The sequence below is a fragment of the Halopseudomonas sp. L-58 genome (assembly GCF_056859475.1).
The window spans coordinates 85,862-112,030 of record NZ_JBSXON010000047.1 but is presented as its reverse complement, the minus strand read 5'-3'; the positions used below and the strand labels follow the sequence as shown (position 1 = coordinate 112,030).

The 26,169-nt window shown below is 62.8% G+C and carries 25 protein-coding genes; 10 read left to right on the top strand and 15 right to left on the bottom strand.

The window, feature by feature from the left end:
• Window positions 1-7: 7 nt before the first annotated feature.
• Together lldD and AC13EY_RS05760 are read right to left on the bottom strand one after the other, a co-directional pair.
• The gene (gene lldD / locus AC13EY_RS05765; RefSeq protein WP_228245507.1) at window positions 8-1,162 is read right to left on the bottom strand and encodes an FMN-dependent L-lactate dehydrogenase LldD; all 1,155 of its coding nucleotides are present in this window, start codon (window positions 1,160-1,162) and stop codon (window positions 8-10) included.
• 72 nt (window positions 1,163-1,234) lie between these two features.
• Window positions 1,235-2,929, bottom strand: a complete 1,695-nt coding sequence (locus AC13EY_RS05760; RefSeq protein ID WP_228245508.1) for an L-lactate permease — start codon at window positions 2,927-2,929, stop codon at window positions 1,235-1,237.
• A gap of 203 nt (window positions 2,930-3,132) precedes the next feature.
• Between AC13EY_RS05760 and AC13EY_RS05755 the strand changes: the two genes are divergently transcribed.
• The gene (locus tag AC13EY_RS05755; protein WP_104738719.1) at window positions 3,133-3,909 is read left to right on the top strand and encodes a GntR family transcriptional regulator; all 777 of its coding nucleotides are present in this window, start codon (window positions 3,133-3,135) and stop codon (window positions 3,907-3,909) included.
• Here AC13EY_RS05755 and AC13EY_RS05750 read toward each other — a convergent pair.
• Window positions 3,899-5,077, bottom strand: a complete 1,179-nt coding sequence (locus AC13EY_RS05750; RefSeq protein ID WP_308444262.1) for a CaiB/BaiF CoA transferase family protein — start codon at window positions 5,075-5,077, stop codon at window positions 3,899-3,901. The two genes, AC13EY_RS05755 and AC13EY_RS05750, sit on opposite strands and share 11 nt — an antisense overlap.
• A gap of 174 nt (window positions 5,078-5,251) precedes the next feature.
• The gene (locus tag AC13EY_RS05745; protein ID WP_088274389.1) at window positions 5,252-6,436 is read right to left on the bottom strand and encodes an acyl-CoA dehydrogenase; all 1,185 of its coding nucleotides are present in this window, start codon (window positions 6,434-6,436) and stop codon (window positions 5,252-5,254) included.
• 248 nt (window positions 6,437-6,684) lie between these two features.
• Here AC13EY_RS05745 and AC13EY_RS05740 point away from each other — a divergent pair, with 248 nt between their 5' ends.
• Complete coding sequence (locus AC13EY_RS05740) at window positions 6,685-7,587, top strand: LysR family transcriptional regulator (protein WP_228245510.1); 903 nt, start codon at window positions 6,685-6,687, stop codon at window positions 7,585-7,587.
• A 198-nt stretch (window positions 7,588-7,785) separates the two neighbouring features.
• Here AC13EY_RS05740 and AC13EY_RS05735 read toward each other — a convergent pair whose 3' ends face one another.
• The 8 genes from AC13EY_RS05735 to rpe form a co-directional block, all read right to left on the bottom strand.
• Window positions 7,786-8,361, bottom strand: a complete 576-nt coding sequence (locus AC13EY_RS05735; RefSeq protein ID WP_228245511.1) for a YceI family protein — start codon at window positions 8,359-8,361, stop codon at window positions 7,786-7,788.
• A complete protein-coding gene (locus tag AC13EY_RS05730; protein ID WP_228245512.1) occupies window positions 8,358-8,933 on the bottom strand; it encodes a cytochrome b in 576 nt (191 codons plus the stop codon). The genes AC13EY_RS05735 and AC13EY_RS05730 overlap by 4 nt, the downstream gene beginning before the upstream one ends.
• Before the next feature lie 590 nt (window positions 8,934-9,523).
• A complete protein-coding gene (gene trpC, locus AC13EY_RS05725) occupies window positions 9,524-10,318 on the bottom strand; it encodes an indole-3-glycerol phosphate synthase TrpC (protein ID WP_228245513.1) in 795 nt (264 codons plus the stop codon).
• On the bottom strand, window positions 10,315-11,361 hold the full coding sequence (gene trpD / locus AC13EY_RS05720) for an anthranilate phosphoribosyltransferase (protein ID WP_088274379.1): 1,047 nt from the start codon (window positions 11,359-11,361) through the stop codon (window positions 10,315-10,317). Before trpD ends, trpC begins: the two co-directional genes overlap by 4 nt.
• Window positions 11,362-11,379: 18 nt before the next feature.
• Complete coding sequence (locus AC13EY_RS05715; protein ID WP_228245514.1) at window positions 11,380-11,976, bottom strand: aminodeoxychorismate/anthranilate synthase component II; 597 nt, start codon at window positions 11,974-11,976, stop codon at window positions 11,380-11,382.
• A gap of 12 nt (window positions 11,977-11,988) precedes the next feature.
• Window positions 11,989-13,467 carry an anthranilate synthase component I gene (gene trpE / locus AC13EY_RS05710; RefSeq protein WP_088274375.1) on the bottom strand — a complete coding sequence of 493 codons (1,479 nt, stop codon included), beginning with the start codon at window positions 13,465-13,467 and terminating at the stop codon, window positions 11,989-11,991.
• 176 nt (window positions 13,468-13,643) lie between these two features.
• Window positions 13,644-14,324 (bottom strand): phosphoglycolate phosphatase, encoded by a 681-nt coding sequence (locus tag AC13EY_RS05705; RefSeq protein ID WP_228245515.1) that lies wholly within the window; start codon window positions 14,322-14,324, stop codon window positions 13,644-13,646.
• Between the two features lies 1 nt (window position 14,325).
• Entirely contained in the window at window positions 14,326-15,000 is a 675-nt protein-coding gene (gene rpe / locus AC13EY_RS05700; RefSeq protein ID WP_088274372.1) for a ribulose-phosphate 3-epimerase, read from the bottom strand.
• Window positions 15,001-15,096: 96 nt separating this feature from the next.
• On the opposite strand from rpe, the gene AC13EY_RS05695 reads away from it, so the two are divergent.
• On the top strand, window positions 15,097-16,056 hold the full coding sequence (locus AC13EY_RS05695) for a DUF3530 family protein (protein ID WP_228245516.1): 960 nt from the start codon (window positions 15,097-15,099) through the stop codon (window positions 16,054-16,056).
• 4 nt (window positions 16,057-16,060) lie between these two features.
• Here the strand turns inward: AC13EY_RS05695 and AC13EY_RS05690 are convergent, their stop codons facing one another.
• Genes AC13EY_RS05690 through AC13EY_RS05680 form a run of 3 tightly spaced genes read right to left on the bottom strand, consistent with a single transcriptional unit; the run spans window position 16,061 to window position 18,513 of the window.
• Entirely contained in the window at window positions 16,061-16,849 is a 789-nt protein-coding gene (locus AC13EY_RS05690; protein ID WP_228245517.1) for a DnaJ domain-containing protein, read from the bottom strand.
• Between the two features lie 3 nt (window positions 16,850-16,852).
• Entirely contained in the window at window positions 16,853-17,518 is a 666-nt protein-coding gene (murU, locus tag AC13EY_RS05685; RefSeq protein ID WP_228245568.1) for an N-acetylmuramate alpha-1-phosphate uridylyltransferase MurU, read from the bottom strand.
• Window positions 17,518-18,513 carry an aminoglycoside phosphotransferase family protein gene (locus AC13EY_RS05680; RefSeq protein ID WP_228245518.1) on the bottom strand — a complete coding sequence of 332 codons (996 nt, stop codon included), beginning with the start codon at window positions 18,511-18,513 and terminating at the stop codon, window positions 17,518-17,520. The genes murU and AC13EY_RS05680 overlap by 1 nt, the downstream gene beginning before the upstream one ends.
• 219 nt (window positions 18,514-18,732) lie before the next feature.
• On the opposite strand from AC13EY_RS05680, the gene AC13EY_RS05675 reads away from it, so the two are divergent.
• Genes AC13EY_RS05675 through glpE form a run of 7 tightly spaced genes read left to right on the top strand, consistent with a single transcriptional unit; the run spans window position 18,733 to window position 26,013 of the window.
• Window positions 18,733-21,399 carry an LPS-assembly protein LptD gene (locus tag AC13EY_RS05675; RefSeq protein WP_228245519.1) on the top strand — a complete coding sequence of 889 codons (2,667 nt, stop codon included), beginning with the start codon at window positions 18,733-18,735 and terminating at the stop codon, window positions 21,397-21,399.
• The gene (locus tag AC13EY_RS05670) at window positions 21,389-22,678 is read left to right on the top strand and encodes a peptidylprolyl isomerase (RefSeq protein ID WP_233048961.1); all 1,290 of its coding nucleotides are present in this window, start codon (window positions 21,389-21,391) and stop codon (window positions 22,676-22,678) included. The genes AC13EY_RS05675 and AC13EY_RS05670 overlap by 11 nt, the downstream gene beginning before the upstream one ends.
• Window positions 22,675-23,667, top strand: a complete 993-nt coding sequence (pdxA, locus tag AC13EY_RS05665) for a 4-hydroxythreonine-4-phosphate dehydrogenase PdxA (RefSeq protein WP_228245521.1) — start codon at window positions 22,675-22,677, stop codon at window positions 23,665-23,667. The genes AC13EY_RS05670 and pdxA overlap by 4 nt, the downstream gene beginning before the upstream one ends.
• Window positions 23,664-24,473 (top strand): 16S rRNA (adenine(1518)-N(6)/adenine(1519)-N(6))-dimethyltransferase RsmA, encoded by an 810-nt coding sequence (rsmA, locus tag AC13EY_RS05660; RefSeq protein WP_228245522.1) that lies wholly within the window; start codon window positions 23,664-23,666, stop codon window positions 24,471-24,473. The genes pdxA and rsmA overlap by 4 nt, the downstream gene beginning before the upstream one ends.
• Entirely contained in the window at window positions 24,470-24,853 is a 384-nt protein-coding gene (gene apaG / locus AC13EY_RS05655; protein WP_088274363.1) for a Co2+/Mg2+ efflux protein ApaG, read from the top strand. The genes rsmA and apaG overlap by 4 nt, the downstream gene beginning before the upstream one ends.
• 15 nt (window positions 24,854-24,868) lie before the next feature.
• On the top strand, window positions 24,869-25,681 hold the full coding sequence (locus AC13EY_RS05650; protein WP_228245523.1) for a symmetrical bis(5'-nucleosyl)-tetraphosphatase: 813 nt from the start codon (window positions 24,869-24,871) through the stop codon (window positions 25,679-25,681).
• 11 nt (window positions 25,682-25,692) lie between these two features.
• The gene (glpE, locus tag AC13EY_RS05645) at window positions 25,693-26,013 is read left to right on the top strand and encodes a thiosulfate sulfurtransferase GlpE (RefSeq protein WP_088274361.1); all 321 of its coding nucleotides are present in this window, start codon (window positions 25,693-25,695) and stop codon (window positions 26,011-26,013) included.
• Window positions 26,014-26,169: the final 156 nt, after the last annotated feature.

Sequence of the window (26,169 nt, the reverse complement as noted above, 5' to 3'; positions counted from 1 at the left end):
CTCCGTATTACTTGCTCAGATGCTGCAGTTCACGCACCAGCAGATCGGCGTTGATCTCACTGATGGATTTGGCACCGGTCAGTACCATTGCCACCCGCATCTCTTTTTCGATCAGCTCCAGCAGATTGCTCACGCCCGCCTCACCATCAGCCGCCAGCGCGTAGATAAAGGCGCGGCCGAGCATGGTGCAGTCGGCGCCGAGCGCCAGCATACGGACGACGTCCAGACCTGTGCGAATACCCGAGTCGACCAGGATCTTCAGGTCACCTTTAACCGCATCGGCAATCGCCGGCAGCGCTCGCGCGCTGGACAGTACGCCATCGAGCTGACGGCCGCCGTGGTTGGATACCACTATACCGTCGGCACCAAAGCGCACCGCATCGCGGGCGTCTTCCGGATCGAGAATGCCCTTGATCACCATCGGGCCGTCCCAGAAGTCACGAATCCACTGCAGATCTTTCCAGGAGATGGACGCATCGAAGTTGGCACCCAACCAGCCCATGTAGTCTTCCAGGCCTGTCGGATTGCCCCGGTAGGCGGAGATATTGCCCAGGTCGTGCGGTTTGCCGAGCAGCCCCACATCAAAGGCCCAGCGCGGATGGGTCACAGCTTGAAGGTAACGACGCATCGCGGCGTTCGGGCCGCTCATGCCCGAGTGCGCGTCACGATAGCGCGCACCGGGCACCGGCATGTCGACGGTGAACACCAGGGTGGTCACGCCGGCGGCCTTGGCGCGCTCCAGCGCATTCTTCATGAATCCGCGATCCTTCAACACATAGAGCTGAAACCACATCGGGCGACTGATCGCCGGTGCAACTTCTTCAATCGGACAGACCGAGACGGTCGACAGGGTAAAGGGAATGCCCTTGTCAGCTGCTGCGCGCGCCGCCTGCACTTCACCGCGACGGGCGTACATGCCGGTCAGGCCGACCGGTGACAGCGCCACCGGCATGCTCAGGGCTTCATCGAACAGACGGGTTTCCAGGCTCAGTTCCGACATGTTCTTCAGCACCCGCTGCCGCAGAGCAATACCGGCCAGATCCTCGACGTTCTTCTTCAACGTGTGCTCGGCATAGGCCCCACCGTCGATATAGTGAAACAGAAAGGGAGGCAGTCGGCGCTGAGCGGCGGCGCGGTAATCGGTCGAGGCAGAAATGATCATCAGCAAACTCTCATCGGTTCTTCAACGGGCAACGCCCCGGCAGCCAGGGCCGGGGCGCGAGCAGTCAACACATCAACCAGCCATCAGCGGATCGCTGACACCCAGCAAATAGGCAGCAAACAGCGCAATCACACCAGTCATCAGCACATAGTACAGAGTCGGCCAGACAGTCCGGCGCAGGGTGGTGCCCTCACGGCCGAGCAGGCCCACAGTTGCCGAGGCAGCCACCACGTTGTGGATCGCCACCATGTTGCCGGCAGCGGCCCCCACGGCCTGCACCGCCACGATCAACGCGGTCGACAGGCCAAGGTTGCTGGCCACGCCAAACTGAAACTGGCTGAACATCATGTTCGAGACGGTATTGGAGCCCGCGAGGAACGCGCCCAACGCACCGATGGTCGGCGCCAGCAACGGGTAGATGCCACCGACGCTGTCGGCCACATAACGGGCCATCAGAATCGGCATGCTTGGCAGGTCAGCCGCGTTCACTCCGGAGTTGATCAGGATACGCACCATCGGCACGGTAAACAGCAGCACAAAACCGGCACTCAGCAGCACGCCACCGGACTCGCCAAGCGCCTTGCCCAGCTCACGGACCTTCATGCGATGCAGGAAGAAGGTCGCGATCACCACCATGACCAGGATGCCGCCAGGCAGATAGAGCGGCTGAACCCCACCGCTGACACCGGTCTCACCAAGAATATCGGTAAAGTTGATGGCCACCGACTTGAACGCGGTGCTGACCTCGGGGAACACCCGGCTGATCACCAGCAGCACACCGACCAGCAGGTAGGGCAGCCAGGCACGGAAGCTGCTCATGGGGCGCGCAGTCAGCTCTTCCAGCTTCATCTCGACCGTGCCCATCCAGGCCTCCGGCCAGCTGTCGCGGGGCGCAAAGTCCCACTGACGCCTGGGTACCAAAAAACCGAAACGCGCGGCGCTGGTCACCACTGCCAGACCGACCAGACCACCGATCAACGACGGAAACTCGGGGCCGAGCAGCAGGCCGCTGATGAGATAGGGAATGGTCATCGACAGGCCGGCAAACAGAGCAAACGGCAGCACCTCGAATACCGCGCGCCAGCTTTTGTCCTTGCCGAAGAAGCGCACCAGCATGATGACCATAACCAGCGGCATGACCGTACCGACCAGCGCATGCACGATGGCTACCTGGCTGGTGATCAGCTGCAGGTAGGCGTCCCAGCTTGAGCCGTTGGCGGCCAGCTGCTCGCCGATCGCGGCGTGATCCAGCCCGGTGTTGACCCCGACAATGATCGGCGTACCGACCGCACCAAAGGACACCGGCGTGCTTTGCACCAGCATGCCCATCAGCACCGCAGCCATCGCCGGGAAACCGATCGCCACCAGCAGCGGCGCGGCAATCGCCGCCGGGGTGCCGAAGCCGGACGCACCTTCGATAAAGCAGCCAAACAGCCAGGCGATGATGATCGCCTGAATGCGGCGGTCAGGGCTGATGGTAGTAAACCCGGCACGAATCGCGGTGATACCGCCCGAATGCTTGAGGGTGTTCAGCAGCAGAATCGCGCCAAAAATGATCCACAGCACCCCCACGGTGACGACTAGGCCCTGCAGGGTCGACGCCAGCACCCGGTTGAAACTCATATCCCAGACAAACAGCGCGATCCCGGCGCTGAGCAGATACACCAGCGGCATGGCGCGACGCGCCGGCCAGCGCAGACCGATCAGCAATACACCTGCAAGCAGGATCGGGGCAAAAGCCATGAGGGCAAGGAAACCGGAAGACATGGAGCGCTCCTGTAGTTGTTATTGGCGGTCGAGCACCAATTGGTAAGACCAATTTACAAAAATGGATGACCAGATTAAAAAAGCACCAGAGCCATGTCAAACCCATAACGCTAGACTTTGGTATAGATCAATCCTGACGGGTTGCCTGTAAAGGTCATGCTGGTTACCCTCTACAGGCGATTGGTCAGACCAAAGGAACAACAATGGAAGTAGGTCAGATTCGACAGCGCAGACTGTCGGACAACATCGTCGAGCAACTGGAAACCATGATTCTTGAGGGCACGCTGCAGCCGGGGCAGCGCCTGCCGGCCGAGCGCGCGCTGGCCGAGCAGTTCGGCGTGTCCCGCCCGTCGCTGCGCGAGGCAGTACAGAAACTGGTCGCCAAGGGCTTGCTGATCAGCCGCCAGGGCGGCGGCAACTATGTCAGCGATTCACTCGGTTCAAGCTTCAGCGATCCCCTGCTCAGCCTGCTCGAAGGTCATCCGGAAGCGCACCGAGACCTGCTGGAGTTCCGCCACACGCTGGAAGCCGACTGCGCCTATTACGCCGCGCTGCGCGCTACCGATCTGGACCGCCAGCACCTGCAGAGCGCCTTTGACGCCCTGCAGGCCTGCTACGCCCGCGAGGGCAAGGCGTCACGCGCCGAGGAAGGCGCCGCCGACGCGCGCTTTCACCTGGCAATTGCCGAAGCCAGCCACAACCTGGTGCTGCTGCACACCATTCGCGGCCTGTTCGACCTGCTCAAACGCAATGTGGTAACCAATATCGGCGGCATGTATGCGCTGCGCAGCGAAACCCGGCGGATGCTGGTCGCGCAGCATCAGGCGCTGTTCGACGCCATCATGCAGGGCCGCGCCGACGATGCCAGACGCATCGCCAGCGAGCACATCAGCTACGTGCAGGACGTGCTGGAAGAGCGGGAGGAGGAAAGCAGACGGCTGGCCCGCGCGCAGAGACGCGAGCGGCCGATCAGTCGCTGAGCCAGTCAGCGAACACCTCGCTGTTGTGCTCACCCAGCAGCGGCGGCGGGCGCCGGTAGTCAACCGGCGTGCGCGACAGTCTGATCGGGTTGGCGACCAGGTCCACCTCACCGGCCAGCGGGTGGGCCATGCGAATGCGCGTACCCCGCGCCTGCACCTGCGGATCGGCAAACACCTGCGCCAGATCATTGATCGGCCCGCAGGGCACACCCGCCTGCTCCAGCGCCGCAATCCATTCGGCGGTGGTGCGAAATACCGTCACCTGGCGGATCAACGGAATCAGCTCGGCGCGGTTGGCAACCCGAGCAGCGTTGCTGACAAAGCGCGGATCAGTCGCCCACTCCGGGTGCCCCGCCACCTCGCAGAACTTGCGGAACTGGCCGTCGTTACCCACCGTCAGGATGAAGTCGCCATCGGCGGTCGGGAAATCCTGATACGGGACGATGTTCGGATGAGCGTTGCCCAGCCGCCTGGGCGGCACGCCAGTGGTGAGATAGTTCAGCGCCTGGTTACCAAGGCAGGCGATCTGCACATCCAGCAGCGCCAGATCGATGTACTGGCCCTGACCGCTGCGCTCACGCTCAGCCAGTGCGGCGAGAATGGCATTGCTGGCGTAGAGCCCGGTGAGAATATCGGTCAGCGCCACGCCGACCTTGACCGGCCCGGCACCATCCTCCCCGTCTGCCTTGCCGGTGATGCTCATCAGGCCACCCATGGCCTGAATCATGAAGTCATAGCCTGCGCGTTTGGCATACGGCCCCTGCTGGCCGAAGCCGGTCACCGAGCAGTAGATAAGGCGCGGATTGAGCGCCTGCAGGCTCTGGTAATCCAGCCCATAGACTGCCAGCCCGCCCACCTTGAAGTTCTCGATCAGCACATCTGCAAGTTGCACCAGCTCACGCACCTGCTGCTGCCCCTCGGGCTGGGTAAAGTCGATGGTGATCGAGCGCTTGTTGCGGTTGGCCGACAGAAAGTACGCCGCCTCGGAGGTATCGCGCCCATCGGCATCACGCAGATACGGCGGCCCCCAGGCACGGGTATCGTCACCCGCCCCCGGCCGTTCGACCTTGACCACATCCGCGCCCAGATCCGCCAGCATCTGCCCGGCCCATGGGCCAGCCAGCACGCGGGACAGATCGAGGACGCGCAAACCGGATAATGCACTCATGTCTTTAGCTCCAAGCTTCAAGCGGCAAGCTTCAAGCCACAAGCTGGCCGTGCGGGATACGAAGATAAGGGTACTAGCGGTACGCCAATGCAGCGTGAGGAGAACGCGACAAGCCGAACCAACTCAGAACGGCTTGTCGCTTGCAGCTTAAAGCTTGCAGCTGCCTGCCCGCCTTCAGAAGAAGGCTTGCAGGCCAGTCTGCGCACGGCCGAGGATCAGCGCGTGTACGTCGTGGGTACCTTCATAGGTGTTAACCACTTCCAGGTTGACCACGTGACGGATCACACCGTATTCGTCGGAGATACCGTTGCCACCCAGCATGTCGCGGGCAACGCGGGCGATGTCCAGCGACTTGCCGCAGGAGTTGCGCTTCATGATCGAGGTGATTTCCACCGCAGCAGTACCTTCGTCCTTCATGCGGCCCAGACGCAGGCAGCCTTGCAGAGCCAGGGTAATTTCGGTCTGCATGTCAGCCAGCTTCTTCTGTACCAGCTGAGTCTGCGCCAGCGGACGACCAAACTGCAGACGGTCCAGGGTGTACTGACGGGCGGTGTGCCAGCAGAACTCGGCGGCACCCAGCGCGCCCCAGGAGATACCGTAACGGGCGGAGTTCAGGCAGGTGAACGGACCTTTCAGACCGGTCACGTGCGGCAGCATGTTTTCTTCCGGAACGAACACGTCTTCCATCACGATCTCACCAGTGATGGAGGTACGCAGGCCAACCTTGCCCTTGATCGCCGGCGCGCTCAGACCTTTCCAGCCTTTCTCCAGAATGAAGCCACGGATGACGTCGTCGTCGGTTTTTGCCCAGACCACGAACACGTCAGCAATGGGGCTGTTGGTGATCCACATCTTGGCACCCTTGAGCAGGTAACCGCCCTCGGTCTTGCGTGCACGGGTGACCATGGAGCCCGGATCGGAGCCATGGTTCGGCTCGGTCAGACCAAAGCAGCCGATGAACTCACCACTGGCCAGCTTGGGCAGATACTTCTGCTTCTGCTCTTCACTGCCAAATTCGTTGATCGGCACCATCACCAGCGAGGACTGCACACTCATCATCGAACGGTAACCGGAATCAACGCGCTCGACTTCACGGGCGATCAGACCGTAGCAGACATAGTTCAAGCCGCTTCCGCCGTACTCGGTCGGAATGGTTGCACCCAGCAGGCCCAGCTCGCCCATTTCGCGGAAGATTTCCACGTCGGTCTGCTCGTTACGGAACGAGTTCAGCACCCGCGGCATGAGTTTGTCCTGGCAGTACTGGCGTGCACTGTCACGCACCATGCGCTCTTCTTCAGTCAGTTGCTGATCCAGCAGCAGCGGATCTTCCCAGTTGAAACTTGCCTTGGATGCGGCCATGAGCTCTCCGATATTCGTTTTACGGGTGATGGGGTCCCACTGGGGAACCATAATGTGTCAGTGACTCTACGCACAGAGAAACCAGCAAACAAGCGTCTTTTATGCAGATACCTGTGCTAAATTGGAACTCCGACCAATTGCATAGCGACAAGCCGCAAGCTTCAAGCTGCAAGCAACCCCGGCTCAGCGCACGGACAGCTTGCCGCCTGATACTTATAGCTTATAACTGCTCCGAAGGAGCCCGCCCCATGCGCCGCAAGATCCCTCCGACCCAGGCCCTGATCTGCTTCGAGTCGTCCGCTCGCCATGAGAGCTTCACCAAGGCTGCCGAGGAACTCTCGCTGACCCAGAGCGCGGTGTGTCGCCAGATCGCCAACCTCGAAGCATTCCTTGATATTCAACTGTTTCGCCGTACCCGCCGCGGTGTGAAACTGACTGACGCCGGACAGATATACAGCCGTCGAATCGCCAGCCGGCTGGATGCTGTCGAGCGCGACACCCTGTCGGTGATGGGTAATCAGGGCACCGCCACCCTGGAGTTGGCCCTGGTCCCCACCTTCGGTACCCAGTGGCTGCTGCCGCGGCTCAGTCACTTCCTGCGCCAGCATCCGCAGATCACCGTCAATATGACCAACCGTACGCGGCCGTTCCTGTTCGCCGATACCGAATTCGATGCCGCCATCTATTTCGGTGATGGCGACTGGTCCGGTACGCAAACCCACTACCTGATGCCCGAAGCGCCGATTCCGGTGTGCAGCCCGGCGCTGATCGCCCCTGCGCGCGAGCTGACGCCCGAGGACATCGCCCAACTGCCACTGCTGCAGCAGACCACCCGCCCCTATGCCTGGCGCCAGTGGTTCGCCGCCGCTGACATGCGCGTCGAACACGACCTCAACGGTACCCGGCTGGAGTTGTTCTCGATGCTCGCGCAAGCCGCGATGCACGGCATGGGCATCGCGCTGATCCCGCCATTTCTGATCCGCCAGGAACTGGCAGACGGCCGCCTGATCAGCCCCTGCCCACGCAGCTTCGAGACCGACAACGGTTACTACCTGGTGATCCCCGAGCGCAAGGCCGAATCGGCTGCGCTGCTGGCGTTCCGCGACTGGATTCTGCAGCAGGCGCAGGCTTATCAAGCTGCACGTTATTAGCCGCAAGCCGCAAGCAGAACCGGATGGGCGACGGCGTCCTCAGGCGTTTCTGGAGGCGACCAGTGGCTATCTCAGCCCAAAGAAAACCCGCACGATTCGACACCGCGCGGGTTTGGCTTGCTGCTTGCAGCTTGCCGCTTGCAGCTCAAAAAAAGGGGCCCGAAGGCCCCTGAAGCACACATGAACTAGTTACCGCGATTACTGGCGAATACCTTCGACAGTAATAATCAGGTCGACGGTTTCAGACGCCGGCCCGAGGTTGTACGTGATACCGAAATCGGCCAGCTTCAGCGTCGTGGTCGCATCAAAGCCGGCGCGGTAGCCACCCCATGGGTCGTCACCTTCGCCGATGAAGCGCGCGTCCAGCACCACCGGTTTGGTGACACCGTTCAGGGTCAGATCGCCGGTTACCTTGGCGGTATCTTCGCCAGTCATCTCGATGGCAGTGGAAGCAAAGGTGGCAGTGCCGTGTTCTTCGACATTGAGGAAGTCGGCGCTGCGGATATGCTTGTCACGCTCGGCGTGGTTGGTGTCGACGCTGGCGGTGTTCAGGGTGACGTTGACGCTGCTGGCCTCAGGCTTGGCAGCGTCCCAGCTGAAGGTGCCGTCGAAGTCGTTGAAGCGGCCGTAGATCCAGCTGTAGCCCAGGTGGCTGATCTTGAAGTTGACCGAGGCGTGCTGCCCCTGCTTGTCGATCTGGTAGTCCGCGGCCTGCGCCAGGCCACCGGCCATCATCAAACCACCGAGGGTGGCTGCAACCATCAGTTTCTTCATTTGCCATTCTCCGTCGAGTTGCGCAGCCGCATGCCGAGCATGCGCCGCAGAGTATTATCCTTGTCGATCAGGTGATGCTTGAGCGCGCCCAGCGCATGCAGCCCGGCGAGCCCCAGCAACCCGAGCGCCAGCCAGTAGTGCACGGCACCCGCCCGATCGGCCTGCTCCGGCAAGCCGCTGATCAGCGCCGGCACGTCGAACCAGCCAAACAGGCTAACGCCGCTACCCTTGGCGGTCGAAATCAGATAGCCGCTGATCACAATGATCAGCATAGCGGCGTACATCAGCCACTGCGCAGTGCCTGCTGCCATTCGCTCGACGCGCGAGTGAGTGGGCAACGCTGCCGGCGCCGGAGACAACCAGCGCCAAAGCAGACGAACCAGCAACAGAGCCGCAAACACCAGCCCTACGCTTTTGTGCCAGAACGGCGCACTGGTATACCAGGGGCTGTAATAGTTGAGGCTGGTCATCCACAGACCGACAGCTGCAAGCCCTGGGACCATCACCGCCATGACCCAGTGCAGGCTCATTGCCAGCCAGCCGAATCTGTCCTTGCTGTTACGCCACTGCATAGCCACCTCACCTGCGATGGGCGAGATAATCCCATCGACTGAATAAGATAAAAAGCGCAAAAATTGGTTCCCACCAAACAGGTTTCTCGATATTTCATCCTGGCAGTATGCTTTGTTGAGGGCACCGAAAGACGTATCCCTGAAAGGATCACTCAGGCAGGACGCTTTTCGATGTTTTTGTGATGGGCCAACGTGAAGAAGAACACAATCAGTTGGACGTTTTCGACATCGCGCGGCAGCTAAATCCGCCTTTCGCCTTCACGGCGAGCCAAGGGGGGCTGCTTGCCCAGCCCCCCCCTTGGCGATCCCCCGGGGCACCCGGCTACGCGGCCCTTCGGGTTCGCTGCGTTGCTCGGCTTGGCGGGGATCGGCAGAACTCGGCTCTGCGAGCCTCAAACAGGCTGCCGCTCTTTTTCCCGCCAACCCTCCGCTACTCGCCCGCGTAAACGGGACGAACCACAGTGCACACTCCACCATCCGAGCAGGCGGATAAACGCAGTAGTCTAAGATCCTATCTATCTTCCCCGAACTGAAGCGCCAAACCACAAAAAACCTCCCGAAGGAGGTTCTTTCAATGCTGACGTCGCAGATCAGAAAAACAGTCGCTTGAGCTCCTGCCCCGGATTGGCCGCGCGCATAAAGGCCTCACCAACCAGAAAGCCGTAGACCTCATGTGCGAGCATCAGCTCCACATCGGTGCGATGCAGGATGCCACTTTCGGTGACCAGCGTCTTGTTGCGTGGAATCTGCGGGATCAGCTCCAGAGTGGTGTCGAGCGTCACCTCGAAGGTATGCAGGTTACGGTTGTTGATGCCGATCAGCGGGGTATCCAGCTTGAGGCCGCGCTCGAGTTCGGCGGCATCGTGCACCTCGACCAGCACATCCAGACCGTGCTGCCTTGCGGTCGCTGCCAGCTCGCCCATCTGCACGTCGTCTAGGCAGGCAGCAATCAGCAGCACACAATCGGCACCCAGCGCACGGGCTTCGACGATCTGATACGGATCGACCATAAAGTCCTTGCGGATCACCGGCAGCGAACAGGCGGCACGGGCCTGCTGCAGGTAATCGTCATGGCCCTGGAAGAAGTCGACATCGGTCAGCACCGACAGGCAGACCGCACCACCTGCTTCGTAGCTGGCAGCGATCTCGGCGGGCTGGAAATCCTCGCGCAGCACGCCCTTGCTCGGTGACGCTTTCTTGATCTCGGCAATCACACCCGGACGCTGCGCCGCAGCGGCGTCCTGAATGGCCTTGGCAAAGCCTCGGGCAGGCGAGGCTGCAGCAGCCAGCTGCTCCAGCTCGGCCAGGCTACACTGCTGAAGACGCTCTGCCACTTCCTCGTGCTTGCGCGCGACGATGTTCTGCAAGATGGTCGGCACGCTCATTGTGCTGCTTCCTCTCGGAATACTTCGGTGAAGGCGATAAGTTCGTTGAGTTTTTCCCGCGCCAGACCTGAATAAAGCGCATCGGAGGCGAGCTTTACGCCTTCGAGCAGACTGGTCGCATGATCTGCCGCGTACAGTGCCGCACCGGCATTGAGAATGATGATATCGGCCGCTTTTTCACCGGCCTCGGTTTCGCGCTTGCCGAGCGCATCGCGGATCAGCTTGAGCGAGCCCGCCGCGTCATCGACCGTCAGACCGATCAGCGAGCGGCTCTTGATGCCGAGTTCTTCCGGGCTGACGTCGTACTCGCGGATTTCACCGTCTTTCAGCTCGGCGATATGACTGGTCGCCGCCAGACTCAGCTCGTCCAGCCCATCCTTGGAGTGCACCACCAGCACGTGCTCGCTGCCGAGGCGCTTGAGCACCTCGGCAATCGGCCGGCACAACGCCTGGGTAAATACACCGATGACCTGATGCTTGACCCCGGCAGGATTGGTCATCGGGCCGAGCATGTTGAAGATGGTGCGCATGCCCAGCTCGCGGCGCGGGCCGATGGCATGCTTCATCGCACCGTGATGGGCTGGCGCAAACATGAAGCCGACGCCGACACTTTCCACGCAGCGGGCGACCTGCTCGGGCGTCAGATTGAGGTTCACGCCTGCCGCCTCCAGCAGGTCGGCGCTGCCGCTCTTGCCGGATACCGCACGGTTACCGTGCTTGGCGACCTTGCCGCCAGCAGCGGCTACCACCAGCGCGGCGGCGGTCGACACGTTGAAGATGTTGGCGCCGTCACCGCCGGTGCCGCAGGTGTCGACCAGGCGCTCGGCGTTGATCTTCACCCCGGAGGCCAGCTCGCGCATGACCAAGGCCGCGCCGGTAATCTCGTCGAGGGTCTCGCTCTTCATGCGCAGGGCAACCAGAAAGCCGCCGATCTGTGCGTCGGTGCACTGGCCGGTCATGATCTGGCGCATGACGTCCTGCATTTCCTCGGTGGACAGATCCAGTTGATCGACCACCTTGCCGAGGGCTGTCTTGATATCCATACCGTCTCTCCTTGCTGGTCAGCGGCGCATGCCGCCCTGCTGCTTGAGGAAGTTGGCGAGCATCTCGTGCCCCTGCTCGGACAGGATCGACTCGGGATGAAACTGCACGCCCTCGATCATGTATTCGCGGTGGCGCACGCCCATGATTTCGTCAACGCTGCCGTCTTCATGCTGGGTCCAGGCCGTCAGCTCCAGGCAGTCGGGCAGCGTGTCGCGGCTGATTACCAGCGAGTGATAGCGGGTCACGGTCAGCGGATTATTGAGGCCGGCAAACACGCCCAAGCCTTCATGGTAGACCGGACTGGTCTTGCCGTGCATGACCTGACGGGCACGCACCACATCACCGCCAAAGGCCTGGCCGATACTCTGGTGGCCGAGGCAAATGCCGAGAATCGGCAGCTTGCCGGCAAAGCGCTTGAGCACCGGCACCGAGACTCCCGCTTCGTTGGGCGTGCACGGACCGGGCGAGACGACGATGCGCTCGGGATTGAGGGCTTCGATCTCGGCGACAGTCAGCTCGTCGTTGCGCACCACCTTGACGTCGGCACCCAACTCGCCGAGGTACTGCACCACGTTGTAGGTAAAGGAGTCGTAGTTATCGATCATCAGCAGCATGGCGTTTCTCCTTTACCGGGCCGATTGTTCAGCGAGGGCAATCGCACGGAACATGGCGCGACGCTTGTTGATGGTCTCTTCCCACTCCAGCGCGGGCACCGAGTCGGCCACAATGCCGCCACCAGCCTGTACGTGCAGTTCGCCATCCTTGATCACCGCGGTACGAATCGCGATGGCCGTGTCCATATTGCCGTTCCACGCCCAGTAGCCGACCGCGCCGCCGTAGACGCCGCGCTTGACCGGCTCCAGCTCGTCGATGATTTCCATCGCGCGAATCTTCGGCGCGCCGGACAGGGTGCCCGCCGGCAGAATGGCGCGCAGCGCGTCCATCGCGGTCAGTTCCGGCTTGAGCTGGCCCTGCACGTTGGAGACGATGTGCATGACGTTGGAATAACGTTCGATGACCATCTTCTCGGTCACCTTGACCTTACCGATCTGCGCCACACGGCCCACGTCGTTGCGGCCCAGGTCGATCAGCATCAGGTGCTCGGCGATTTCCTTGGCGTCGGACAGCAGGTCCTGCTCCAGCGCCAGATCGGCTTCTTCGGTCGCGCCGCGCGGGCGGGTGCCGGCGATCGGACGTACCGTTACTTCACCCTCTTCGACACGGACCAGCACCTCGGGAGAGCTGCCAACCACGTGGAAGTCGCCGAAGTTGAAGAAGTACATGTAAGGCGTCGGGTTCTGGCTGCGCAGGGCCCGGTACAGATCAATCGGCTCGGCCTTGAAGTCGATGCTCATGCGCTGGGACGGCACCACCTGCATGCAGTCACCGGCAAGGATGTATTCCTTGATGGTGTCAACCGCCCGCTCGTAATCCTCACGGGTGAAGCTGGCGCGGTATTCCAGGTCGGTATCGACCGGCGCAGCCAGATCAATCAGCTTGCGCGCCGGAGTCGGCAGGCGCAGCTGCTCAAGCAGTTGATCGAGCCGGGCATTGGCCTGTTCGAAGGCATCATCGGCGCTTGGGTCGGCCAGTACGATGGCGTGCAGCTTGCCGGCCAGGTTGTCGAATACGACAACCTCATCGGACACCATCAGCAGGATGTCCGGGGTACCCAGCACATCCGGGTTAACGGTCGCGGCCAGACGCGGCTCAACATAGCGCACACAGTCGTAGCCAAAATAACCAACCAGCCCGCCATTGAAGCGCGGCAGACCCGGAATGCTCGGCACCCGGTAACGGGCCTTGAAGGTCTCGACGAAATCCAGCGGATCGGCGCACTCGTGGCGCTCCTGCTCGACGCCGTCGACCAGCACGGTTGCGGTATGGCCATCGACGCGCAGCACGGTACGGGCCGGCAGGCCGATAATGGAATAACGCCCCCATTTCTCGCCGCCCTGCACCGACTCCAGCAGGTAGGAGTAGGCACCGTCGGCCAGTTTCAGATAGGTGGACAGCGGGGTTTCAAGATCTGCCAGCACCTCGCGTACAACGGGTACACGGTTGCAATCCTGGGCAGCCAGGCGAAGGAATTCGTCTCGGGTCATGATCAGCCTCAAAGGCAGGGTAAGTCATACGCAAACAGGGGTGCTCGCACTCGGGAGCGAACGAGGACAGTTCAGGTACGCCAACGCCAGCGGGCGAGCGCCTTGATAACTCTCATCAGTTTGCGATTGCTGACAAACACGGCTGATCCATCACTGGTCGGGACACCCGAGCAAGCCTATATGAGCGCGTCAAGCGAATCAACCAGCAAATCCGGGTTCTCCGAGGCAATCGGCCGGCCGTGATTGTAGCCGTAGCTGACCGCCACCACCGGCACCCCGGCCGCCCTCGCCGCCAGCACGTCACTGCGGGAATCGCCGACAAACAGCGCCTGCCCAGCCACAACACCAGCCTGCTGCATGACCCAGTGGAGCGCAGCCGGGTCGGGCTTCTGCACCGGCAGGGTGTCGCCGCCAACCAGCCAGCGGAAGTAGCCATCGAGCTGTTTGTCCGCCAGCAGCTCCGGCACGAAGCGACTCGGCTTGTTGGTGATCAGTGCCAGTGGCACCTGCTCACCCTGCAGCCGGTCAAGCAACGCGCGTACTCCCGGGTAAACCGTGCTGCGCGAGTGATCGCCGGCGTAAGCCTCGAGAAACAGCGCCAGCGCCTGCTCGGTCTCAGCCTCGCCGATGTGCGCGTGCTCGATATCGCCGGCCAGCGCCCGACGCACCAATACCCGCGCACCGTTGCCGACCCAGTGACGGACCTGCTCGACGCCCGCGGCGTCACGACCAAGCTGACCCAGCATCACATCCACCGCCGCCGCCAGATCCGGCACCGAGTCAATCAGAGTACCGTCCAGATCAAACATCACCAGGTTCGGCAGCTCGCCACCGAACAGCTCGCGCAGCAACGACATCTCAGCGCTTGGCCTGTGCCAGCTCCGCACGCATGCTGTCGATCACCGCCTTGTAATCCGGCTTGTTGAAGATCGCCGAACCGGCGACAAAGGTGTCGGCACCGGCTTCGGCGATGGCGCGGATGTTCTGCTCGTTGACGCCACCGTCGATCTCCAGACGAATTTCGCGACCACTGGCATCGATCAGCGCACGCGCCTCACGCAGCTTGTCCAGCGTGCCCGGGATGAACTTCTGGCCACCAAAGCCCGGGTTGACGCTCATCAGCAGCACCATGTCGACCTTGTCCATCACGTACTTGAGCGCATCCAGCGAGGTCGCAGGATTGAATACCAGACCGGCCTTGGCGCCGCCGTCCTTGATCAGTTGCAGGGAGCGGTCGATGTGTTCGGAGGCTTCCGGGTGGAACGTGATGTAGCTGGCACCCGCCTCGAGGAAATCACCAATGATGCGATCGACCGGCTTGACCATCAGGTGCACATCGATAGGTGCGGTGACGCCATACTTACGCAGCGCCGAGCAGACCATCGGCCCGATTGTCAGGTTCGGCACGTAGTGGTTGTCCATGACATCGAAATGGACGATGTCGGCACCGGCGGCCAGCACCCGATCAACATCCTCACCCAGACGGGCAAAGTCGGCGGACAGAATAGACGGCGCAATGGCGTAATCGAGCATGGGAGAACCTCGGCAGGGGCAGACACGGAAATACCGGCCAGTTTACCCTATCCGTCGTGGTTATACTCATCAGGACTTCGGACCGAGACGGACCCCATGCGCGCGCCAATCCTCATTGCCCTGCTCTGCCTTGCCGGTATCGCCCAGGCCCAGGAGCCAGCAACGCCGCCACCGGAGGCAACTGCCCCCGAGCGATCGCACGCGTTGTCCCGCGACCTTCAGTACCAGCAGACACTCAAGCGCGAAACGCCAATCAGCGAACAACGGCAGCTCGAGTTCGCCGGCGAGTCACGGCTGGGACTGTTTCTGCCTGCCGCACGCCCCGAGCCACTCGGCGGCATTTTGCTGATTGCCGGGGCTGGAGAGCACGCCGACTGGCCCGAGCTGATCGGCCCCGCCCGCATCAGTCTCAGCGACGCCGGCTGGCACACACTGGCCATCAGCCTGCCCGAAGCGCCGCGCGAGCCCGTTGTTGACGTCCCGCCGGAACCGGTCGAGTCGGCCGCACCGAGCGAGGAGGCGACGCCGGAGATCGTGCCGGCCGATGCCATGCTGGCCGCCAGCGATCAGGTCGATGCTGCGCCTGAGCCGCCGCCCGAGGCGCGTTACAGCGAACGGGTCACGGCGCTCATCCGCGCCGGCCTGCAAGTGTTGGAGGGTGAAGGCGCCCATCAGGTACACCTCATTGCCCGCAACGAATCAGCCTACTGGGCGCTGCTGACCGCCAGCACCGGCGCTGCCGATCAGCCACCAGCGACCCTGATGCTGTATCAGACCCGGCAGCCGGCATCAGCCCCGGAGCCGACCCTCGACAGCTTGCTGGAAACGAATACGCGTCCACTATTGGACATGCTGAATCTGGAAGTCACCCCCGACCGGCTGATGGCAGGTGAGCACCTGCGTATCGCCCGCCGCAAGGGGCAGCAGACCTACCAGCAATTGGATCTCGCGCCACTGGAGCGATCCGCCTTTGCCGCCGACATGCTGGACAAGCACCTGCGCACCTGGCTCACCAGCCACTATCAACCGCCGCCACCGCCAGTGGCCGCTCCCTGAGCGCTCAGCGAAAGCCGCGATGACGACGCAATGTCTCGTAGGCCTGCTGAATCTGTCGTATTTTTTCACCCGCCCCGCGCTGCTGGGCGGCGCTGCCCCCACGGGCGGCCAGCTTGTCCGGATGGTGCAAGCTGAGCTGACGACGATAGGCGCGCTTGATCGCCTCCGGTGAGTCATCGGGGCTGACCTTGAGTATGCTGGCCGCCTGCTGAATGCGGTCCTCCTGCGCAACCGCTGCACGACCGCCCTGAGTCTGGCGGCTGTATTGATGACGCTGATGCATGCGCTGCTGCTCGGCCTGCCCCAGCCCGGCAACCTTTGACCACCCTGCCAGCAGCCCCTGAACCTCGTCGTTCAGGCGACCAGGCAGCACCGCCATCCGCCAGCAACAATCCATCAGTTCCGCCGCGCGCCCCGGCTCACGGCGACACAGGGCGCGTACCAGTTTGACCAGATCATCACTACGCTTGCCTTCGTTGAAGTCGTGCATGGCTCGCAGCCTGGCGTCACCGTCCAGCCGATACTGCTGCATCAGATCCCGCGCCAGCTGCAGATGGGCCTGGGTCACACGGCCACTGGCCTTGGCCAGCCGCCCCACGCACAGAAACAGCACACGCTCGAAACTGTTACCGGCGCCACGTACCTGAGCCAGACGCTCCGGCAGATCGCGCCAGTGACGCAGCTGCCAATGACGATCCAGCGCGTGCCCGACTACCGCGCCAAGGACAGCGCCGGGCACAGCGCCGCCGAGACCGCCCACCAGCGCACCCAATACGGTTACCGGCCACAGCATCGCTCAGCCCCTCGCCACACGCTCAGCATCGGCCAGCCGCTCCGGCGTGCCGACATCAATCCAGGCACCACGAAAATGCTCGCCACTGACCCGCCCCTGCGCCGCTGCCGCACGCAGCAGTGGCGCCAGCGCAAAGGCCCCTTCTGGATGCCCCGCCAGCAACTCGGGGTGCAATACCGCAATGCCGCTGTAGGTCAGGCCCGCCTGCCCGGCAGCCGGGTTGCCGACCATGCCATCGGTAAGCAAAAAGTCGCCACTCGGGTTATGCACGGGATTATCGATCAGCACCAGATGCGCCAGCATGCCTTCGGGCAGCGCCAGCTGCGCAAAGTCATAGCGGGTCCAGACATCGCCATTGACCAGAATAAAGGGTGCATCACCCAGCAGCGGGAGCGCCTTGCGAATCCCCCCTCCGGTCTCCAGCGGCTCACCCTCGGCAGACCAGCGAATATTCACGCCAAGGCGCTTGCCATCCTCGAAATAACGCTCGATCTGCTCGCCCAGCCAGGCGTGATTGATCACCAGCTCACTCACCCCGGCCGCGCGCAAGGCCTCAAGGTGCCACTGCAACAGCGGCTTACCGGCTACCGGCAGCAGCGGCTTGGGCGTATGCAAGGTCAGCGGCCGCATCCGTTCGCCCTTGCCGGCCGCCAGCACCATGGCTCTCATCATGGCTCCAGCCCAAGACTGTCGAGCAGCGCAGCCAGCGGGGCCAGCCGAGTGTCGGCGGCACAGGCATCACGCAGGTAACGGACAAAGCGCGGTGCATCCTGCAGGTAATGCGGCTTGCCGTCGCGGTGGCAGATCCGGGCAAAGATACCCAATACCTTCAGGTGACGCTGCACGCCCATCAGGCGCGCCTGGGCCAGGAACGTATCCAGCTCATCCGGCACCGGCACCCCGGCGGCCCGCGCCTGCTGCCAGTAGCGCGATAGCCATTGGCTGCGCTCCGCCGCGGGCCAACTGAAAAAGGCATCGGCAAACAGCGAGGTAGCGTCGTAACTGACCGGGCCGTAAAGCGCGTCCTGAAAGTCGAGCACACCCGGCTCACCCTCGGCGGTCATCAGGTTGCGCGGCATATAGTCGCGGTGAACGTAGACCCTGGACTCGCCAAGATTGCTGTCGAGCAGCAGCGCCTGTACCTGATCCCACAACGATTGCTCTTCGGCAGACAGACTTCGCCCCCGTTCGCGCCCGACGTACCAGTCCGGAAACAGGGCCAGCTCACGGCGCAGCACCGCTTCGTCGTAGTCGGGCAACACACCGGGGCGGCTGGCGAGCTGCCAGCGAATCAGGCTGGTGATCGCTGCGGCAAACATCCGCTCAAGCTCTGCCGGCGCAACGCCCTGCTCGATGGTCTGCAGGTAGGTTTTGGCGCCCATGTCCTCCAACAGCAGAAAGCCCTGCGGCAGGTCCTCGGCGAACAACCGCGGCACCCGCACGCCCGCGTCCTGCAACAGCCGGGTAATGCGCACAAAGGGCTCGGTATTCTCGTGCTCGGGCGGCGCATCCATGACAATCAGGCTGCGCTCACCGGCCTGCCAGCGAAAGTAGCGGCGAAAACTGGCATCGGCACTGGCCGCAGACAGCACGCCGGCGGGCAGGTCTGTCCATCCAAGTGCAGCGGCAGCCTGCGGCAATACCTGATCCAGCCAAAGTTGCATCTGTTGCTGTCGTGAATCCATCGCTCTCCCACTTCTGCGTCTTCGCCACCGCCGGCGAAGCCGGAAAGCAGCATCATTAATTCAGTCCATTCCTAGATCAGGCATCGCTTGATGCTTTATTATCCGTTATCTTGCTCGACTGACACAGCATGCAGATTGCATTCTCCTCGCACAAGGCGTCGCGAGCACGCACCGACTGGAAGCCCGGACAATTACATAATGGCCTACCGTACTCCTCCCTTTCGCTCCTCCTTTCCGATGTTGCTGGCCAGCTCGTTGCTGCTGTTGCAGCCGCTGAGCTCTGTAGCAGCCAACCAGGTTCAATGCCGGCCAGCCGGCAACAGCTGGGCCTGCGAGCCGCTGCAGGCACCGGGCAACCTGCCCCCAAGGCCGCCCAGACCGGCACCTGCGCCGGCCCCGGTCACCGACAGCGTGGTCAAGGCAGCTGAACCGGCAGCGACGCTGAGTGGCGGCCCGGCCACCCCGAGTACGGACTTCAGTCGCCTTGACTGGGTACCCCGTGAGCAGTTGAGCAGCGAGCAGCTGGCCGCCATCGCCCCCTACTGTGGCGGCACCTATGTGGAGCCGGAACGCAGCGGCCGGGACGACTCTACGCCGTTCGACCAGCTTCCGGTCTACGCCTCCGCCGATTCCAGCCGCTTTGAACAGGGTAATCAGACCGGCGTACTGCAGGGCGATGTGCTGCTGCGCCAGGGCCGCCTGCAGGCCCGCGCAGATCAGGCCAGCTTTGACCAGGCCAATGCCCAGGCCGTGCTCGAGGGCAACGTCCGCCTGCGTGACCAGGGCGTACTGGTTCTCGGCGACAGCGCATCGATGCGCATCGACAATGGCGAAACCCGCATTGACGGCGTCGAATACGTGGTTCACGACGCCCGCGCCCGCGGCACCGCCGACACCCTGCGTCGCCGCGATGATGCCGTCATCGTCATCAGCGACGGCAGCTATACCACCTGCGAGCCGGGACAGAACACCTGGTCCCTGCATGGCAAGGATATCGAGCTGGACCGTGAAACCGGCTGGGGTGAAGCCAAGCACGTTACCCTGCGGGTCAAGGACGTACCGGTGTTCTATACCCCGTACATGTACTTCCCGATCGACGACCGCCGTCAGACCGGTCTGCTGGTGCCCTCGTTCAGCTACTCGTCCGACAACGGCACCGAGATCGAGACGCCGTACTACATCAACATCGCACCCAACTACGACGCCACCCTGTATCCGCGCTATCTGTCCGAGCGCGGCTTGCAGATGGAAGGCGACTTCCGCTATCTGCACGACGACAACGAAGGCACCCTGACAGCCGCCTTCCTCAACGACAGTGACTATGGCGAGAATCGCTGGCTGTACGGCTGGCAGCACGAAGGCGGACTGCAGAGCCGCTGGAGCACCGAAGTCGATTACACCGACATCAGCGACCCGTTCTACTTCCAGGACCTGAACACCGCGCTGGACGCCCGCTCCGGCACCTACGTCAATCAGCGGGCAGGCCTGATCTATCGCGGTGACGGCTGGCGCTTCCAGGCTGCCGTTCACGGCTACGAGCTGGCCACCATTACCTCGGTTACCCCGTACGAGCGCCTGCCGCAACTGCGCCTCGACGGTGCCAACTGGCTGGGTGATACCGGCCTGCGCTTTGGCTATAACGCCGAATACGCCTACTTTGATCGCAATCTCGGCAGCGGCCTGCTGACCGGCAAGGATGGCATCCAGCTCGACAGCGCCGGCCAGCCGATCCTGACTCCGGACGAGAACCTGGTCGGTCTGCAGCGAGCGACCGGCCACCGTGTGGTAGTCAGCCCCAGCATCAGCTACCCCTGGCGCAACAGCTGGGCCTTCATCACACCGAAGCTGCGCACCCAGAGCACCTATTACGATCTGAACTTCGACTCGCGGGCCGACGGCTTCGACTACGACGGTGCCAATAACACCCCGTCCAGCACCATCCCTGTCGCCAGCCTGGATACCGGGCTGTACTTTGATCGCGCCACCAGCTGGTTCGGCCGCAACCTGCGCCAGACGCTGGAACCGCGCGCTTTCTACCTGTACGCAGCAGACGAGGATCAGGACGACCAGCCGCTGTTCGACACCAACCAGAACACCTTCAGTTACAGCTCGCTGTTCCGCGACAACCGCTTCAGCGGCAACGACCGGGTCGCCGACGCCAATCAGCTGTCTCTGGGCCTGACCAGCCGCGCCCTGGAGGCCAACGGCACCGAGCGCGCCCGAGCCAGTTTCGGTCAGGTGTTCTATTTCCGCGACCGCAACGTGCAGCTGCTTGATACCGACGGCGTAGCGCGTGACGCAGACAAATCCTCGTCCTCAGCCTACGCGGCTGAAGCCATGTACCAGGTCAGTGACGCCTGGCGCGTGAACGCCGACGTCATCTGGGATCCGGACGACAGCACCAGCGATGCGGGAAGCGTATTTGCCCACTATCAGCCAGAGCCCCGCAAGGTGCTGAACATGGGCTATCGCTACCGCAACAACATCAACACCTACAACGCACTGACCGGCGCCTTCCAGCGCGATCCGGACAGCCGTATCGATCAGTCCGATCTGTCGTTCATGTGGCCGCTGAACCCGCAGTGGAGTCTGATCGGTCGCTGGCAGCATGACTTCGACCAGGATCGAACCCTCGAAGCGTTTGGCGGTCTGGAGTACGACAGCTGCTGCTGGAAGCTGCGTGTCATCAACCGCTACTGGGTTGATTACAACGAGTTTGAATCCGTCGCCACTGACGATGCCAACCGCGGCATCTTCCTGCAGCTCGTCCTCAAGGGGCTTGGCAGTGTGAGCGGCAATGAGGTGGACAGCCTCCTTGACGATGGTATCCCCGGTTACAGAGAGCGTGAAGATAATGCATTTTAAGTTGATGACGGCCCTTAGCCTGTGCGCGGGCATTTTCCTCAGCAGCACAGCCCAGGCCGCCGTAGAACCGCTGGATCGCGTTGCCGCGATCGTCGATAACGACGTGGTCATGGCCAGCCAGGTTGAAGAACGCATGGCCACCGTGCGCCAGCAGTTCGCCCAGAACAATACCCCGGCACCAACCGAGAGCGAGCTGCGCTCGCAGGTGATTGACCGCCTGATTCTGGAGAGCATCCAGCTGCAGATGGGCGAACGTGCCGGCATTTCCATCGATGATGCCTCGCTCGACCAGGCGGTGCAGCAGATTGCCGCCCGCAACGGCGTGACACTGGAGCAGTTCCGTGAAGCCCTGACCCGTGACGGCATCAACTTCAATCAGGTCCGCGAGCAGATCCGCCGCGAGATGATCATCAACCGGGTTCGCCAGCGTCGGGTACGGGACAACATCCAGGTGACCGATCAGGAAGTGCGAAACTTCCTCAATTCCGAAGTCGGCAAGTACCAGACCTCGGCGGATTACCGCCTGGCGATGATCGTTCTGCCGCTGGCCGAAAGCGCCAGCCCGGGCGAAGTGGAAAAGGTTGGTCGCGCGGCCAACGATATCTACCGCCAACTGCAGAGCGGTACCGACTTCAACACCCTGGCTGCCAGCCGCTCCGCCGGAGACACCGCACTGGAAGGCGGCGAACTGGGATGGCGCAAGGCAGCGCAGCTGCCGCCCGCATTCGCCCGTGCAGTCGATGCGCTGGAGGTTGGTGGTGTGACCCAGCCGATGCGTTCTCCGGCCGGCATCCACATCCTCAAGCTGCTGGACCGCCGTGGTGGCGAAGGTCAGATGGTCGAGGAATTCCACGTCCGTCATATCCTGATCAAGCCGAGCGAAATCCGCAGCGAAGGCGAGGCCGCGCAGTTGACCCAGCGCCTCTATGATCGCATCAGGGCTGGCGAGTCCTTTGCCGCGCTGGCCAAGGCCTACTCGGAAGATCCGGGCACCGCGCTCAATGGCGGCGACCTCGACTGGGTTACCCCGGATGCCATGACCCCCGAGTTCGGCGAAGTCATGACCACCACCCCGGAAAACACCCTGTCCCGTCCGTTCCAGACCCAATACGGCTGGCACATTCTGGAAGTGCTTGGCACCCGCAGCGTCGACATGACCGACGACATGCGCGAGCAGCAGGCGATCAACCTGATCCGCAGTCGCAAGTACGAGGAAGAACTGCAGACCTGGTTGCTGCAGATTCGCGACGAGGCCTACGTCGAGATCAAGAACGGGTGAGCACAGCGCGCCTTGCCATAACCGCCGGCGAGCCGGCGGGTATTGGCCCCGATCTATGCCTGATGCTGGCGCAGCACCCATCGCCCTGCGAACGGGTCATCATCGCCGACCCGCAACTGCTGCGTGATCGCGCCCAACAGCTCGGCCTCCCGGTCGAGCTGTTGCCGTTTGACCCCGACGCGCTGCCCGTTGCCCAGGCCGCAGGCCAGCTTCACGTTTTACCGGTCACCCTCGGCACAGCCTGCACCCCGGGCCAGCTCGACGCAGGCAACTCGGCCTACGTGCTGGAAACCCTGCGCCTCGCTGGCGAAGGCGCCCTGAGCGGTCTGTTTGACGCCATCGTGACCGCACCGGTACACAAGGGCATCATCAATGAGGCTGGCGTGCCGTTTTCGGGCCACACCGAGTTCTTCGCCGAGCAGACCGCCACCGACCAGGTGGTGATGATGCTCGCCTGCCCCGGCCTGCGCGTCGCCCTGGCCACCACGCACCTGCCACTGCGGCAGGTTGCTGATGCCATTACCGGGCCGTTGATCGAGCGCGTGGTGCGCATTCTGCACAGCGACCTGGTCAACAAGTTTGGTCTGAGCGACCCGCGTATTCTGGTCTGCGGCCTCAATCCGCACGCGGGTGAAGATGGCCACCTCGGTCGTGAGGAGCTGGATATCATCATTCCAGCACTTGAGCGCCTGCGCAGCGAGGGCATCCAGTTGATCGGACCATTACCGGCCGACACCCTGTTCACCCCCAAGCATCTTGATCACGCAGATGCGGTGCTCGCGATGTATCACGATCAGGGCCTCCCGGTACTCAAGCACAAGGGCTTCGGCAACGCCGTCAACATTACCCTCGGCATGCCGATCATCCGCACCTCGGTTGATCACGGCACCGCTCTGGATCTGGCCGGGACCGGTCAGGCCAACCCGGGCAGCCTGCAGGTTGCCATCGATACCGCCATCCAGATGATCAACGCCCGGAGGGCTGTATGAGTCAATTTCCCCAACACAAGGCGCGCAAGCGCTTTGGTCAGAACTTCCTGCACGACGCCGGCGTGATCGACCGCATCATTCGCTCGATCCGTCCGCGTGAAACCGATCATCTGGTCGAGATCGGTCCCGGTCAGGGCGCCATCACCTCGGGCCTGCTGGCCAGCGGCGCGCGCCTTGACGTGGTCGAGCTGGACAAGGATCTGCACCCGATCCTGATGGGCCAGTTCGGTTTTCTCGATCGCTTCCGCCTGCACAAGGGCGATGCCCTCAAGTTCAACTTCCGCGAACTGGCCGCCGACGGCGAAAAGCTGCGGGTAGTCGGTAATCTGCCATACAACATTTCCACGCCGCTGATGTTCCACCTGCTGGAGCAGTCGGACTGCGTCGAAGACATGCACTTCATGCTGCAGAAGGAAGTGGTGCAACGGCTGGCTGCGACCGCCGGCATGAACCACTACGGCCGCCTCGGCATCATGGTGCAGTACCACTGCCGGGTGGAGCACCTGTTTGACGTCGGCCCCGGCGCCTTCAACCCGGCGCCCAAGGTCGATTCAGCGATCGTCCGGCTGATTCCGCACGCCACCCTGCCGCATCCGGCCGACGACGTGGAAGTGCTCGAAATCCTGGTGCGTGACGCCTTCAACCAGCGCCGCAAGACCCTGCGCAACACACTCAAGGCGCTGCTCAGCGCAGAAGAGATCGAAGCCGAAGGCATCGACCCCGGCACCCGCCCGGAACAGGTCGACCTGGCCGGCTTCGTCCGTCTGGCCAACCGCCTGACTCGCAAGCGGGCAGGCGACGCATGAGCGGCGAGCCGCAATATGCCGTCGAGGTGACGGTGCAGACCCGCTACCTGCCGGAGCAGTCCGATCCGCAGAAGAAGCGCTTTGCCTTTGCCTATACCATCAGCATCCGCAATCAGGGCTCGGTGGCCGCGCAGCTGTTGCATCGTCACTGGCTGATCACCGACGGCAACAACAAGCAGCAGCGTGTTGATGGCCCCGGCGTGGTCGGCGAGCAACCGCTGATCGAGCCCGGTAACGAGCACACCTATACCAGCGGCTGCATGCTTGAGACCCCGGTTGGCACCATGGAAGGCAGCTACGACATGCGCGCCAGCGATGGCCACACGTTCAGCGCCAGCATTCCGCGCTTTCGTCTGGCCCAACCCAACGCACTGAACTGATCGACTCGTACGCCCATGACCATCTACGCCGTTGGCGACATCCAGGGCTGCCTCAAGCCGCTCCAATGCCTGCTCAGCGAGGTAGGCTTCAACCCGTCCAGGGACGTGCTCTGGTCCGTTGGTGACATGGTCAACCGCGGTCCCGACTCGCTTGGCACCCTGCGCTTTCTCAAGCAGCTCGACAACGCCTGCGTTGCGGTTCTGGGCAATCACGACCTGCACCTGCTGGCCGCCAGCCGAGCTGGCAGTCGCTTGCGCAAGTCAGACACCCTCAAACCCCTGCTCAAGGCCGACGACCGTGTCGCCCTGCTCGACTGGCTGCGCGAGCGGCCGCTTGCCCACCTCGACGCCGAGCTGGGCTATGTGATGACCCACGCCGGCATCCCGCCAATCTGGAGCGTACAGCAGACCATGGAGCTGGCCGCCGAGGTAGAAACCATCCTGCGCTGCGACAAGCGTCTGCCAGACTATCTGGACGAGATGTACGGTAACGAACCGGCGCGCTGGAAGCCCGGCCTCAAGGGCATCGACCGGCTGCGTGCGATTACCAACTACCTGACCCGCATGCGCTTCTGCAAGCCGGACGGGACGCTGGAGTTCAAATCCAAGGAAGGGCTGGATACCACGCCCAAGGGCTTTGCGCCGTGGTTTCGTTACCCGCGCCGCGACCCTGACATTCAGGTCATCTTCGGCCACTGGGCAGCGATCGAAGGCCGCACCGGCGTGCAGGGCGTACATGCGCTGGACACCGGCTGCGTATGGGGTGGCCGCATGACCCTGATGAACCTGGATACCCACGAACTGCATCACTGCGACTGCGCGACCTGAGAGGAACCAGCATGAGCGATTTCAAACGCATCGACCCGCAAACCGCCAGCCAGTTGATCGCCAGCAACGCCCAACTGGTCGACATCCGCGACCCGCAGAGTTTCGACTTTGGCCACATCCCCGGCGCCATCCGCCTGGACAACGACAACCTTGCCGACTTCGTCGCCAACGCCGACCAGCAGGCGCCCCTGATCGTTTGCTGCTACCACGGCAACTCCAGCCAGGGCGCAGCGGCCTATCTGGCCAGCATCGGTTTTGCCGACACCTACAGCCTGGACGGCGGCTTTGACCTATGGCGCCAGACTTATCCGGAGCGCGTCAGCGCCGACTGAGACGCCAACCTATTGCCCGCCCAGTAGGGCGGACCAAGCGCAACGTGTCCGCCAGCGCCAGCGCTGCCACACGAGCCCTTGCTCAAACGCAGCGCCGATCCCACGCCTATCCGGTGGAGACGCTGCGCTTTCTCCACCCTACAGCCCCGCGCCCCT